This window comes from Gluconobacter potus (assembly GCF_015244705.1).
GTDB classification, from domain to species: Bacteria; Pseudomonadota; Alphaproteobacteria; order Acetobacterales; family Acetobacteraceae; genus Gluconobacter; species Gluconobacter potus.
Genome location: NZ_JABCQF010000001.1, coordinates 393,756 through 407,468 on the forward strand (window position 1 = coordinate 393,756; position 13,713 = coordinate 407,468).

A 13,713-nucleotide genomic window follows, 5' to 3' on the forward strand; every position below is an offset into this window, starting at 1 on the left:
AAGCGCGTGACTTCCCGACTGAGAATTCTGCATTGCCTCTCGACCCGGGAATTCGCGGGGACGGAGCGTCATCTTGCGGAACTCTCCGCCATTCAGGCACGGACCCATGACGTCACGCTCCTTCTGGACCGCAATACGGTCGATCCGCTGACGGGCGGAGACATCAGCGGGTTTCTCTGCCCCGAAGTGAAGGTCGTGCGGGCCGGGGTGGCAGGATATCTTCCCGCTCTGGCCTCCGAACTGCGCAGCGGCCGTCATGATATCGTCCATACTCATCTCGGCCGTGCCTCCGCCCGGGCGAGCTGGCTGCGCCGGGCTGGGCTTGCGGGGTCGGTTCCGGTTGTAGCCACGCTGCATACCTCCTATCGCAGCCGCAGCTATGGCGCGCATGACGGGCTGGTCTGCATCGCCTCATGGCAGCAGGAGACCCTTCCGGCAAAACAGCGTGAAACCTCCGCGCTGATCCCCAACTGGACGGTTCCGCCCGGATCAACCTTCGCAGCGCGCGCGGCTCTGCGGGAGCGGATGCGGCGGGAGTGGGAGATTCCGGATGGAGGCGTCGTGATTGGCGCGGCGGGACGGATGGTTGAGGAAAAGAATTTCGGGCTTCTGATCCAGGCCTGGAAGCAGGCGGAGCTGAAGCCCGGGACCCGTCTCGTTATGGTGGGCGACGGGCCGGAGCGTGGTGCACTGCAACAGGCTGCACAGGGGCGGCCGGACATCATCTTCACCGGGTATCGCACGGACATGCCCGATCTTCTGGCGGCGTTCGATGCGTTTATCGTGCCCTCACGTCATGAGCCGTTCGGGCTGGTGCTGCTGGAGGCCATGGAAGCCGGATTGCCGGTCTGCGCTACGGCCGCCGGTGGTGTGAAAGATATTCTGGCGGATGCGCCGGATTGTCTGGTAGCGCCGGACAGTCTGGGGGCTTTGATGGAAGGGCTGCGGCGTCTGGAAGGGGCCACGCCGCGCCAGTGGGACATGTCGCGCTACAGGATCGGTGTGGCGGCCAGCAAGGTCGAAGCGTTTTACCGCCGGTTTCGCTGAGAGCTTACAGCTCGTAGTAGCGGCGGGAGACGTAGCTGGAGAGGCCTTCGTCCGGCATGATGTGCCAGCCGTTGGTGATGGCGGGAATGAACTCGCACAGGAACACCAGCACCGACAGGAAAAAGAGCAGCATGCCGTGTCCCACGATCTGGATGCGGCGCCAGAAATAGAGCGGGGGCAGGAGGATCCACAGGATCGTGCCGGGACGGAAGCCCGCCGCCAGCAGGCTGCGGCGGTCCATGATCAGCGCGCAGTAGAAAATCCCGACACTGACGATCATGGATCCGATATTGCTCGCAAACTCCGGAACGAGACCGAATCCTTCCAGGATTCCGACCGCCATGCTGCCGAAGAACGGGCCGATCAGGCTGAGCCACAGCCAGCGGTTGGAGATCAGGCTGGCGGGAAGGGCCGGGGGAACGCCTTCGGGCTGGGGCGGCCAGAACACGCAGCTTCCGGCCGGGTGCCATTCACCGCCGAAATCTTCGGTCCAGCACAGGGTGGAATGCCCGATGATTCCTTCCGTGACGAGGGCTTTCATCCCGTCTGCGGATACAGGCCCCTTGCGGGTGCCATGTTCTTCGTAAAACCAGCTCACAGTTCGTCCTTATTTCCGGCGGCGCATCGTCGTTCCGGCTCCTGCTGGTTCCTGAACGGCTCAGTCTCTCACGACTTTTGGGGTTTTTGGCAAGACCTATCCCGTCCTGATTATGAGGTGCGGCCCTGTCGCCATGTATGAAAAAGGCCGCAGGTCCGTGTGGAGCTGCGGCCTTGTTTCATGATGTCCAGGCTGGATCAGCTTGTGTGCTGTTTCAGCTCGCGGCGGACATCGGCGGGGCGCATCGGCATGTGACGCAGGCGGACGCCGACGGCGTTGAAAAGCGCGTTGCCAATGGCGGGAGCGACGACCGTAACACCCGGCTCACCGAGACCCGTGGGCTTTTCGGTGTTCTGGATGAACTCGATGTCGATGTCCGGCACATCGGGGATGCGCAGCGGGGTGTAGGTGTTGAGGTTGCGGTCCTTGATCGTACCATTGACGATCTCGGTGCCTTCGAACATCGCCATGCTGAAGCCCCACAGTGCCGCGCCTTCAGTCTGGGCGAGCGCGCCGCCCGGATCGACGATGGTGCCGGCATCGAGCACGAGCCAGAGCTTCTGGCAGGTGATGACGCCCGTCTTGCGATCGACATGGACCTGCGCCGCACCGGCCGTCCAGGTCGGCATGCCGCGTTCCTGGCCGAAGCTGGTGGCGATGCCGATGCCGGTATCGGCCGGAAGCTGCTTGTTGGCGTAACCGATCTTGTCGGCCAGACGCTGGAGCACGGCGGCCTGACGTTTCGCGCCACCCACGGAGTTCGGAGCCTGACCGGCGTTACGGCCTTCAGCCGTGAACATGGACAAGCGGAACGCCAGCGGGTCCTGCTTGGTGGAATGAGCTAGCTCGTCGAGGAAGCATTCCAGAGCCCAGGGCGTCCAGCCCGCACTGACCGAGCGCAGCCAGCCGGGACGGAAGGTTGCGTTAGCCAGATCGTTGCTGATGGCGCGGACGCGGGTCGGCCCGGTTTCGTACCAGTGATCCGCACCGGCAATGGCGAACGGATCGTATTTCTTGCCGTCTTCGCCGGTGGCGAGGAAGGCCGGAGCCATGACCTGCGTCGGCCAGCCTGCGACCGCCACATAATCCATGCCCACGATCTTCTTGCGGTCGTTGTCGAGTGCGACCTTGATCGTCTGGATGGACGGCGAGCGGATCGAGTCCAGTTCCATATCGTCGGAACGGGTCAGGATCAGCTTGACCGGTGCGCCGCCGATGGCCTTGGAGGCGAGGGCCGCCGGAATGCAGTAATCGCCGTTCAGACGACGTCCGAAGCCGCCGCCGAGCATGTAGGTGCGCATGACGACCTGCTCTTCAGGGACCTGAAGCGCCTTGGCGAGCTGCGGCAGGATCAGGGACTGCCACTGGTTGCCGGTGTGGATTTCCCACATGCCATCAATGTGGCGCGCCACGGCGTTGACCGGCTCAAGCTGGTAATGCGCGACGGAGGCACAGGTATAGCTGCGCTCGAAAACCTGACCGGGGTGGATGGTCAGGGCTTCGTCCACGCCCTTGTCGTTGAAGACGCGGGTGCCGTTCTTCGGGTCGGCGGCCAGCTTGCGGCCATGCTCGATGATGTCCGCCTCGGAGACGTTGATCGTCGGACCGGGAGTCCACTGGACCTTCAGGGCATCGGCGGCGCGGATCGCGGCCGGATAGGTCTTGGCGAGCGCCACGACCCAGCCCGGAACGATGCCCGAGGGATCGTCCAGAACCACATAGCGCACATAGCCCGGGATCTTCTTCGCGGCGCTGTCATCCACGGAGATGACCTTGGCGGCGTAGCGGGTCGGCGGCATTTTCGGGCGGCCATAGACCATGCCGTCGAGTTTGACGTCGATGCCGTAGATCGCCTTGCCGGTCGTCTTGTCGGGGATGTCGAGGGCCGGAACCTGCTTGCTGATGAGGCGGCGGTTGGTCGTCGGCTTGAGCGGCAGCTTGGCCATCTCGTCCGGCGTGAAGGTCCGGGTCGGCTTGGCACGGGCAACGATGTCACCGAAGGAGACGCTCCTGCCACCAGCGGAGACGACGCTTTCACTGACCGTGCAGCGTTCCGGCGTGGTGCCGAGGAGCTTCGCGCCCTCGGTTACCATCACGCTGCGGGCGGCTGCACCGGCCTGACGGAATGTGTCCCAGGTATCCCAGACAGACCAGGAACCGCCGGTGACGTATTTACCGGCCCATTTCGGGGCGGTGTCGACCTGCGTGATCTTGATCTTGTCCCAGTCGGCGTCCATTTCGTCAGCGATGATGCGGGCAAGGGCGGTGCCGACATGCTGGCCCATTTCGGCGCGGACGATGTTGACGTTGATCGATCCGTCCGGGGCGATGGCGCACCAGATATTGGGCTCGAACGCGGCTTCCGGCGGCATGGCGGAGGGCAGGGTCGTTGCGGCGCCGGCCTTGCGGGCGAAACCGAACATCAGCCCGGCGCCAGTCGCCGTCATCAGGAAGTTGCGGCGGGAGAGGCGCGTGGCGTCGCTCTTTTTCGCAATCTGTTCGATTTTAGCCATTGTTGGCGCCTTCCTGCTGCCTTGAGGCAGCTTCCTTGATGGCCTTGCGGATGCGGATATAGGTCATGCAGCGGCAGAGGCTGCCACCCATCACGCCATCGATCTGGTCATCCGTCGGGTTCGGATAGTCTTTCAGGAGGCTCGCGGCCTGCATGATCTGACCGGACTGGCAGTAACCGCACTGCGGCACCTGCTGGTCACGCCAGGCGACCTGCACGACGTGGTTGCCTTCTGGGTCGAGGCCTTCGATTGTGGTGATCGAGGCGCCTTCGACGGCGGAAAGCGGCGTGATGCACGAACGCGTGGCGCGGCCGCCCACATGGACGGTGCAGGCGCCGCATTCACCGATGCCGCAGCCGAACTTGGTGCCGGTCAGGTTCAGGTCGTCACGGATGACCCAGAGCAGGGGGGTGTCTGCCGGGGCGTCGACCGTAACGGGCTGTCCGTTGAGTTCAAATTTCGTGGTCATGTCCTGTTTTCCCAGTCCTGCCCGGATCAGTGCGAAGCGTTGACGGGCGGAGCTTCGAGCGTGGCGCGCGCGCTGGCGGCCTTCTTCTCCAGATCCGTCCAGGGGGGCAGCGTGGTGCGTGTGCGACGCAGATACGCGGCGATGCGGGCCATGTCATGATCGGACAGGCCGGAATAGAAGCTCGGCATCGAGATGTGGTCCTGACCTTCCTCCGCGGTGATGCCATGCAGCATGACCTGATAGAGGTTGTTCGGCTCATCCAGCCACAGCGCGTTGTTCAGGGCCAGTTCCGGGCGACCCAGAACAGGGTTCGGGCCGGAATTGTAATGGCAGGCGCCACAGGCGCCCTGATACAGGCGTGCATCTTCGTCGAGCGGCTGCGGACCCGTCAGGTCACGGCCGGACATCTGCATGGCGCGGGAGATCGCGGCCTGATCGCCAGCGCTGCGCTGGGCGGCCTTGTCCACGTCCGCATAATAATGTGCGATGGCGTGCACGTCTTCCTCGGGGATCTTGGAGAGGAAGCGGTGCGGAACGGGCGACATCGGGCCTGCGGCGGAACCGTGCAGCGGAGCCACGCCAAAGCGCAGGTACTGGAACAGCTCGTCTTCGGTCCAGACGACGGGCGTCGGGTTATGCTCGTTCAGCGGCGGGGCGATCCAGCCGTCGATGACCGCACCGTCATAGACATTGCTCATCTTCTCGGCGCCGAGAAGGTTACGCGGCGTATGGCAGGCGCCACAGTGCTCGTTGCCCTCGGCGAGATAGGCGCCGCGGTTCCACTGTGCGTCGTGCTTCGGGTCGTTCTGGTAGCGGCCCGGTGTGAAGAACAGCAGCTTCCAGAAGCCCTGACCCGTCAGGCGGATGTTGATCGGGAAGGGGACCGTGTTGTCACGCGGCTTCATGTGGACGGCCGGGCGCGTCATCAGATAGGCGTACAGGTCCGAGACGTCCTGATCGCTGACCTTCGTGAAGTGGTCGAACGGGAAAGCCGGATAGAGCTGGGAGCCGTCGCGGGCGATGCCCTTGTTCATGGCGCGCTTGAACGCGGCCAGCGACCAGTTGCCGATTCCCCATTCTTCATCAGGTGTGATGTTGGACGAGAAGATGTCACCGAAGGGGGTGGCCATCTTGAAGTCGCCGGCCAGTTCGGGGCCGGGCTTGCCATCCACGCGGGTATGACATTCCGCACAGTAGCCGCCATTCGCCACGAGTTCGCCACGGCTGATGGCGTCTGCGGAGAATGACGATGCGGCGGGCCGCGGAATCGGGGCAATGGCGGGGTACCAGGCATAGGCAAGAAAGCCGATGCCTCCCACTGCGCCAAGGCCAATGACGGCGGCAGCTATCCGTTTGAGCATGCTTGAACTGTCCCGGCAGGTTTGAAATCATTTGCCACAAAAGGCGGCTGTTGCGTGCAACCTAGTGCACGGAGCCGTGAAAGGAAAGATTGCGTTATCTCAAAACGGTGTGTTTCCGGAAATAAATGCGGCCTTTGTCATGAAAATAACACAGGTTTCGCGATGTTTCAGCGTTAATACGGGATATTTTCGGTCCTGATTGCAGTATTCCCCGAGATGGACTCTCCATGGATATGGGAAGGATATTGACTGTAGGTCGCGAGAGTCTGTTACATTGTTTCCGGGAGCAAGTATGCCTCCTGATGAATATTTTGACACCGAGTGTCAAAAACCTCCTATGCTTCTGACGGACTTCCAGAGCCAGTTCCGAGGGGGGCGGCCTTCGGTTTCTCCCTTGGCCTATCCCCCGGTGGGGTTCTGGTGATGCGGGAAGGCTTGGCTTATGATTTCCCTGCGGCAGATTGGCCGTTCTGCCGAGAGGAAGCGCTATTTCCGCCCGTCCTGCCCTGATCCGGTCTCTCGCATTGGCCTGTGTCATGCTGAGCGTTCTGTGCGCGCTCTGCCTGGGGCGGTATCCGCTGTCGCCACTGCGCGTGGCGAGGGTGTTCGGGTCTCTGCTGCATCTGTCTCCCGCGAGTGATCCCGTGGCGCAGGTTGTCGTCATGCAGGCGCGGCTGCCGCGTATTCTGGCGGCGCTGCTGGTCGGAAGTGCGCTGTCCTGCGGGGGCGCGACCTATCAGGCGGTATTCCGCAATCCGCTGGTCTCGCCCGATCTGCTGGGGGTTCTGAGCGGGGCGGCGTTTGGCGCGGCGCTCAGTATCGTCAGTGGCGGCTCTGCGGTCATGGTGCAGATGGGCGCGTTTGGCGGCGGTCTGCTGGCGGTCGGGACGGGACTGCTGATCAGCAGGACGCTGCCGGGCGGGGGGATTCTGACGCTGCTGCTGGGTGGGCTGATCGGAAATGCGATCTTCACGGCGTTGCTGTCTTTAGTGAAATATCTGGCCGATCCGATGGATCAGCTTCCGGCCATCGTGAACTGGCTTCTGGGCAGTCTGGCGCCGAGCGGATGGCAGGAACTGGCCTGGATGTCGGGGCCGCTGATTGTTCTGACGGTGGCGCTTGTGCTGTGCGCGCCGGTGCTTGATGTGCTGTCGCTCGGGGATGACGAGGCGCGCAGTCTGGGCGTGTCGGTACGGGTTATGCGGCCGGCGCTGATCGTTCTGGCGACGCTGGCCTGTGCGATGACGATTTCGATGGCGGGCATCATTGGCTGGATCGGGCTTCTGGTGCCGCATGTCGCGCGGCTTCTGGCCGGAGCGGAGCATCGGAGCATGATGCCGGTGACGGCACTGCTGGGGGCGGCCGGGCTGGTGCTGGCCGATACCTGCGCGCGCAGTCTGACGACGGGGGAGGTTCCGCTCGGGATCGTCACGCAGCTTTTCGGGGCGCTGGCCTTCGTGCTGGTGCTGCGGCGTCTGCGGAGTGGGGTGGCATGACGCTGCTGTCGTGCCGGAACCTGGGATTTCGTCAGCCGCTGGGGAATGCTCCCGTGCTGGAGGGCATCGATCTCTCGCTGGAGAAGGGAGAGCTGGTCGGGCTGCTGGGGCTGAACGGGGCGGGCAAGAGTACGCTGCTGCGGTTGCTGATGGGGTTTCTGACGCCTTCGGTCGGGGATGTTTTCCTGGAAGGGCGCTCTTTGCGGGAGCGGTCGGCCTCCGCCATTGCGCGGCATCTGGCCTATGTGCCGCAAAGTCATGTCGCGACCTTTCCCTATACGGTGCGGCGGATGGTCGAGCTGGGGCGTGTGCCTTATTCCGGGCTGACGGGACGGCTGTCTTTGGAAGATCGGCTGGCCGTTGATGCCGCGCTGGAGCGGATGGGGCTGGCGGGATTTGCGGATCGGCCGGTGACGGAGCTTTCCGGCGGGGAGCGCCAGCGGGTCGTGCTGGCGCGGGCCATTGCGCAGGACGCGCAGGGCCTGCTGCTGGATGAGCCGATGACCGGGCTGGATTACGGGTATCAGCTGCGTCTGATGGCGCTGCTGGCGGATCTTGCGCGGGAAGGCCGGCTTGTTATGCTCACCTCGCACCGGCCGGAAGAACTGTATGTCCGCGCAAGCCGGGTTCTGGTCCTCGATCACGGCCGGATTGACGCGGACGGGCCGCCACAGGATGTTGTGACGGCGCAACGGATGTCAGCGCTTTACGGTGTGCCTCTGACCCAGACGGATCATGCCGGAAACCGCTTTTTCCATCATGGAAGGGACGAGACATGACACTCTCACAACTCTTGAAGCGGTTTTCGGTCCTGACGCTCCCGGTGGCCCTGCTGGGCGGGGCGCTGGCCATATCCCTGCCGGCCCCTGCGGCTCATGCCGCTCCGCCCGCGCGGATCGTGGAAGGCTGGTACGCGCATAATGCGACGCTCATCATGCTAGGTGCGCAGGACCGGATCGTGGGCACCGTGGCGCGTCCGGCGATGCTGCCCTGGATGTTCCGCCTGGTGCCGGAACTGGCAAAGGCCGAGACGCTGGACCCGGGCAATCTGAATGCGGAAGAACTGCTGGCGCTGCATCCCGATCTGGTGTTTGTCACCAACTCGGGCCATTCCGCCGAAGCCCTGACACGGGCAGGGCTGAATGTGGCGCCCGAAGGGTTCGACCGGTTCGATGCCATGCTTGACTGCGTGGACGGGACCGCGACCCTCCTTCAGACGCCGATTGCCGCCAAGCGGGCGCAGGCCTATCGCTCGGCGTTCCTTCAGGTCGTCTCGCAGGCCCCGACCAACCCGCAGGGACCGCGTGTGTTGCATGTGGAGTCCCTCAAGCCGCTGCGGGTGGATGGTGATGACAGCATCATCGACCAGTGGATCCGCAGTGCAGGCGGGCAGAACGCGGCGGACGGGATTCATGGCAACAAACAGCCCGTCTCCATCGAGCAGGTTCTGGCCTGGAACCCGGATATTCTGATCATCGCCGCCAATGCCGGTGATCCGGCAGCCCTGAAAAAGGACCCCGTCTGGTCGAAGATCAAGGCCGTGCAGTCGGGGCGGGTCTATCGCAATCCGACGGGTCTTTTCCCCTGGGACCGCTATGGGCCGGAGCTGATGCTCCAGGTGATCTGGGCCCGGCAGATCGTCCAGACCGGGCAGGTGGATGTCCCGGCGATGATCCGGTCGATCCGGTCTTTCTATCATGATTTCTATGGCATTGCGCTCTCGGCTGATGATGCGCAGCTGATGCTCGATGCGCTGCCGCCCGCCACCGATACGCACTGATCTTCCGATTTTCCAAGGAAAGCTCCGTATGACGCATACCGCCCCGCCTCGCGGCCTGAGTTCTTCCCGCAGGTCTGCCCGCGCGGCGTGGCTGCTTCTTGCGGGAAGTGTGCTGGTCGGGGGGCTGGGGAGTGTTGCGCGGGCGGAAGAGATCCTCCTGCCCGTGCCGCAGACCGTTTCGGTCTCCAATGGCGTGGCGTCGATCGGGGGCGGGATTCAGGTCGTGTGGGACACGCGGCCCTCGCCTCTGCTGTTGCGGGCGGTGGCGCGGTTTACGACACGTCTGACCGCGATCGCCGGGCCTGCGGGCCGGGGGGCGCCTTATGTGCTGCATATCTCGGCCGGGCAGGACCGGGCCTATCTGAGTGTGGACGAAAAGGAGCGTTATGCGCTCACGACGTCCGCCACTGGTGCGCGGCTGGAGGCGGATGGGCCGGCGGGGGTGATCCACGGGCTGGCGACGCTGCTTCAGCTTGTCCGGGTGACGCCGCAGGGGGCTCTGGTCGAGCGGGTGCATGTTGAGGATGCGCCCCGGTTTGCCTGGCGCGGTCTGCTGATGGATGTGTCACGGCACTTCGATACGGTCGAAACCATCGAGCGGCAGCTCGATGCGATGGAGCTGGTCAAGCTCAACGTCCTGCACTGGCATCTGAGCGACGGCGCGGGCTTCCGCGTCGAGAGCCGGATGTTCCCGAAACTTCAGACCGTAGCGTCGCACGGCCAGTATTACACGCAGGCGCAGATCCGCGAGGTTGTGGCCTATGCGGCGGATCGCGGCATCCGTGTCGTGCCGGAAATCGACGTGCCCGGCCATGCGCTGGCGATCGTTCAGGCCTATCCCGAGCTGGCGGCCCAGCCTCTGCCGGATGTGACCGCCAAGGGTCTGAACCTCAACAATGCCGCGCTGGACCCGACCAATCCGCAGACATTGCGCTTTGTGCGCGTGCTGTACGGAGAGATGGGCGGACTTTTCCCGGACCGGTATGTGCATACCGGGGGCGATGAGGTCGTCTCCTCCCAGTGGACGAAGAATCCGGCTATTGCGGCCTATATGAAGGCGCATGGCTTCGAGACGGCTGCTGCGCTTCAGGCGGCTTTTACGGGAGAGGTCGCGAAGATCGTTTCCGCTCAGGGTCATGTCATGATGGGCTGGGACGAGGTCAGCGAAGCGCCGATCCCGAAGAATGTCGTTGTCGAGCCCTGGCGGGCCTCGAAATGGACCGGGACGGCGACGCAGGCCGGCCATCCGGTTGTGGTGTCGGCGGGGTATTATCTGGATCTGCTGCGTCCGTCCGCCATGCATTATGCGATCGATCCGTTCGATACGAAGGCTGAGGGAATTACGGCGGAGCAGCTGGCGGAATATCCGCCCAAACATCCTGAATTTTCGGTGCCGTTCGCGATGGACGAGCATGCTCTGCCGCTGGATGACGGACAGAAGGCGCTGGTCATGGGGGCGGAAGGCACGCTCTGGGCGGAAATGGTGTCCGAGCCGATGCTGGATGGGCGGCTGTGGCCCCGGATGGCGGCGCTGGCCGAGCGGTTCTGGTCTGCGCAGGATGTACGCGACGTTCCCGATCTGGAACGGCGTCTGCCGCTTGTGATGGCGGAGCTTGAGGCGACCGGACTGCAGGCAACGCAGCATCGGGAGGCCATGCGTGAGGCGATGGCGCCGGGACATTCGGAGGCGCTGAAGATCCTGACCGAAGTGACGGTCCCGGTCCGCAACTACGCTCTCAACCATCTTGCTGCGCCCAGCGGGGATGCGATGCTGTCAGCGCCTGTTGCGGTGACGGACCCGGATGCGTTCGTAGCATTGCGGTTCAATGCGATGGCCGCGCGGTACGTCCGGGGCGAGCACGCGCTTGCTGCCCCGCTGCGGCAGATGCTGCAGCGCTGGTCGGACAATGACGCGGCGTTTGTGACAAGCGCGAAGGGTGTTCCGGTGCTTGAGGCTGTCGTGCCGGTGTCGCATGCCGTCGCTCTGCTGTCGCGGGCGGGGCTCGGGGTTCTGGACGGGCGGGATGGCTCGGCCTGGCGGATGGATGCGAACCGGCTGCTTCAGGAACAGCAGGCGGCCTTTGAAAACTCGGCCAGCATGCTGGCATCCGCCCATAGCCCGCAGCCGCCAGGGGGATTGCTGATTGCAATTCTGCCGGGACTCCGGGCGCTCCTGACGGGTGTGGCAGAGCGCGCGGAGTAAGACATCGGCCTGTTGTTGTGCAGGGGGATGGATTTCCGGCGCCGGGCAGGGGAAAAGGGGATATGACACGTTTTCCGATCCTTCTCCTCGACTATGACGGCACTCTGGCGGAGACGCAGCCAGCCATTCTGCGCAGCCTGAAAGAGGCCTTTGATGCGGTGGGTGTGACAGCACCTTCCGCGGACGTCCTCAAACAGGAACTGACGCGGGGCGGGACGCTCCAGACCCTGTTCCAGGCGATCGCACCCAAAAGCGACGAACGCGATGCCGCCTCATTCGTGCGGCACTACCGCGCGTTCTATCCGGCGGCCGACGAGGAAGAGACGGTCCTGTTCGACGGCGTGGTGGAGACGCTCACGGCCCTGAAGGAGCAGGGGAAAACCCTGGCCATTCTCAGCAACAAGCATGCGCCCACGGTCCATGCGAGCATGGCGCGATTTGGTCTGGAACCATTTTTCAGCGGTGTTGTGGCGTCAGAGCCGAATTTTCCGCACAAGCCCGATCCGCGCGTGATGGAAGAGCGCGTGCTTCCGCTTTTTCCCGATCTGCCGCGCTCGGCTTTCCTGATGGTGGGCGATACCGTGGCTGACCTCCAGTTCGCCCGTAATGCCGGGATCGCCTCATGCTGGGCCAGTTACGGTCATGGTTCAGCTATCCAGTGCGCGGCGCTGCAACCTGATATGCAGATCGATATTTTCAGCAACATCTTGGCCCAGGCCGTCTGACGGTAGGTTTCTGTCAGTTAGTTGCTTTCTGAGTTATCTGTGGACCAGCCCTCAAATGGTATCTGGTCACGGATTGACTGCATATAACTTGACATGGCTCGTGTTCGATCAGGTGTGCCCCAGAAATGGACAAAGCCAGTATAGAGCATCTTCGGTCGTTCCGATAGGTGGGAATCATTCATTCTTATAGCGTTATTCCAGTAATATGAAACTTTTTCTGTTAAAAATTTCAGATCTACTGATTGGGTTATTGTACATATATAGTTTGCAATACTTTGGTCAAAATGGCTTAGACTTTTCCTGTTTTGCATTTTTTCAGAAAATCGGTAGATGCAAGAGTGAATGATCTTCAAAATAAAATCAAAATCCTCAATGCGAGGAATTGAGATGATACCAGAATTAAAGCCAGGTTTATCGAGATCAAAATCCATGCTTCTCGGATCCATTTTAAATAGTTCTGATCCGACAGATGTGCCTTCTTGAATTGTGGAAAATGCTTCCATTTGTGCAGAGATGGAGTTGCTTTTGAATATAGTTTCAAAAGATGTGTTGATATCTTTGTCTACGACGATATCCGTGTCCATATAGAGCAGGGGACTAAACTGGTAGAGTGGCTTCCATTCTGTGATCCGGAAACGTGCGGCATAAAAATCCAGATTGGCCTGCCCGTGCAGATTCCAGATATGACACTTGAAAAATGCGGTGGAAGGGCAGTGCGCTCTTAGGGTGTCTTCCGTCAGGTCTGTGACAATGAGGATATCGCCGTCATATTTTCCGAATTCGGAAAGCGACTGCAGACTGAGTTCAAGAGTGTTCATATAGAACTCTCCGAACGAGCAGAAGTAGACAAGGGGCCGGAACAGGCGGTAGCGGTGTGGCATCCACCGGTCATGCCACAGAACAATTTCGCAAGGCTGGCCTTCCCGTGTTCTTACAACGGGGCTTCCGCTATCGGATGTGAAGCTTTCGGAAATACTGAAGATATTATCGCCGACTTGAATTTGGAAATCTTCGAGGATACGGATGTCAGTCCGTCCGATTTTTCGGCCTGTCTCGTCGATCCAGTCGTTTGTGATGAAAAGGTGAAGTTTTTCAAGCTCGGTTTGCCTCAGAACCAGGAAGCGTTCCCATGGATTGCTGTGTTCCTGAAAGATGCGGACGGTGCCGTCAAGATGAGCGGTTAGATAGCCGTCCCGATCTTTGAGATAGGTGTATTCTGGCTCATGGCGCGGAAGGAAAGGGCCGAAACCCTCGACGCCCGTCTGAATGCGAAGCCCGGTTGCGTAAAAAGAGCAGCAGTCATCAGGGGTTGCTAAAGATTCCAGCCTGACATGCTTCATGATACCAGGGACAGGGCCTCTGATGACGACAGTTCCCCATCTTGTGAGAAGGCCACAATACTCCAGCTCGTCAGGCATGCTCTTGTCTCTTCTTGTGCGTTCGGGTGAATGATATTCATCCACATTTTCAGGAATTATCAGACTCCCGGAGTAATGTCGATATACCGCCTCAAAAGCAAAG

General features: G+C 61.9%; 11 protein-coding genes. 6 read left to right on the forward strand and 5 right to left on the reverse strand.

Annotated elements, in window-relative coordinates:
* Positions 1–6 precede the first annotated feature (6 nt).
* A complete protein-coding gene (locus HKD31_RS01760) occupies positions 7–1,047 on the forward strand; it encodes a glycosyltransferase (protein ID WP_194263838.1) in 1,041 nt (346 codons plus the stop codon).
* A 4-nt stretch (positions 1,048–1,051) separates the two neighbouring features.
* On the opposite strand, the gene HKD31_RS01765 is transcribed toward HKD31_RS01760, so the two are convergent.
* The 4 genes from HKD31_RS01765 to HKD31_RS01780 all read right to left on the reverse strand — a co-directional run bounded on the left by HKD31_RS01765 (position 1,052) and on the right by HKD31_RS01780 (position 5,988).
* The gene (locus HKD31_RS01765; RefSeq protein WP_194263837.1) at positions 1,052–1,645 is read right to left on the reverse strand and encodes a DUF4339 domain-containing protein; all 594 of its coding nucleotides are present in this window, start codon (positions 1,643–1,645) and stop codon (positions 1,052–1,054) included.
* A 197-nt stretch (positions 1,646–1,842) separates the two neighbouring features.
* Positions 1,843–4,158, reverse strand: a complete 2,316-nt coding sequence (locus HKD31_RS01770; protein WP_194263836.1) for a xanthine dehydrogenase family protein molybdopterin-binding subunit — start codon at positions 4,156–4,158, stop codon at positions 1,843–1,845.
* Positions 4,151–4,627 carry a (2Fe-2S)-binding protein gene (locus HKD31_RS01775; RefSeq protein ID WP_062497722.1) on the reverse strand — a complete coding sequence of 159 codons (477 nt, stop codon included), beginning with the start codon at positions 4,625–4,627 and terminating at the stop codon, positions 4,151–4,153. The genes HKD31_RS01770 and HKD31_RS01775 overlap by 8 nt, the downstream gene beginning before the upstream one ends.
* A gap of 26 nt (positions 4,628–4,653) precedes the next feature.
* On the reverse strand, positions 4,654–5,988 hold the full coding sequence (locus HKD31_RS01780; protein ID WP_194263835.1) for a cytochrome c: 1,335 nt from the start codon (positions 5,986–5,988) through the stop codon (positions 4,654–4,656).
* A 536-nt stretch (positions 5,989–6,524) separates the two neighbouring features.
* On the opposite strand from HKD31_RS01780, the gene HKD31_RS01785 reads away from it, so the two are divergent.
* The 5 genes from HKD31_RS01785 (at position 6,525) to HKD31_RS01805 (ending at position 12,192) form a co-directional block, all read left to right on the forward strand.
* Positions 6,525–7,484, forward strand: a complete 960-nt coding sequence (locus HKD31_RS01785) for a FecCD family ABC transporter permease (protein ID WP_228120108.1) — start codon at positions 6,525–6,527, stop codon at positions 7,482–7,484.
* Positions 7,481–8,263 (forward strand): ABC transporter ATP-binding protein, encoded by a 783-nt coding sequence (locus HKD31_RS01790; RefSeq protein ID WP_194263833.1) that lies wholly within the window; start codon positions 7,481–7,483, stop codon positions 8,261–8,263. The genes HKD31_RS01785 and HKD31_RS01790 overlap by 4 nt, the downstream gene beginning before the upstream one ends.
* The gene (locus tag HKD31_RS01795; RefSeq protein ID WP_194263832.1) at positions 8,260–9,264 is read left to right on the forward strand and encodes an ABC transporter substrate-binding protein; all 1,005 of its coding nucleotides are present in this window, start codon (positions 8,260–8,262) and stop codon (positions 9,262–9,264) included. The genes HKD31_RS01790 and HKD31_RS01795 overlap by 4 nt, the downstream gene beginning before the upstream one ends.
* Positions 9,265–9,292: 28 nt before the next feature.
* Complete coding sequence (locus HKD31_RS01800) at positions 9,293–11,467, forward strand: family 20 glycosylhydrolase (RefSeq protein WP_194263831.1); 2,175 nt, start codon at positions 9,293–9,295, stop codon at positions 11,465–11,467.
* A 62-nt stretch (positions 11,468–11,529) separates the two neighbouring features.
* Positions 11,530–12,192, forward strand: coding sequence for an HAD family hydrolase (locus tag HKD31_RS01805; protein ID WP_194263830.1), 663 nt, complete (start codon positions 11,530–11,532; stop codon positions 12,190–12,192).
* 17 nt (positions 12,193–12,209) lie between these two features.
* On the opposite strand, the gene HKD31_RS01810 is transcribed toward HKD31_RS01805, so the two are convergent.
* A complete protein-coding gene (locus HKD31_RS01810) occupies positions 12,210–13,610 on the reverse strand; it encodes a glycosyltransferase (protein WP_194263829.1) in 1,401 nt (466 codons plus the stop codon).
* Positions 13,611–13,713 lie beyond the last annotated feature (103 nt).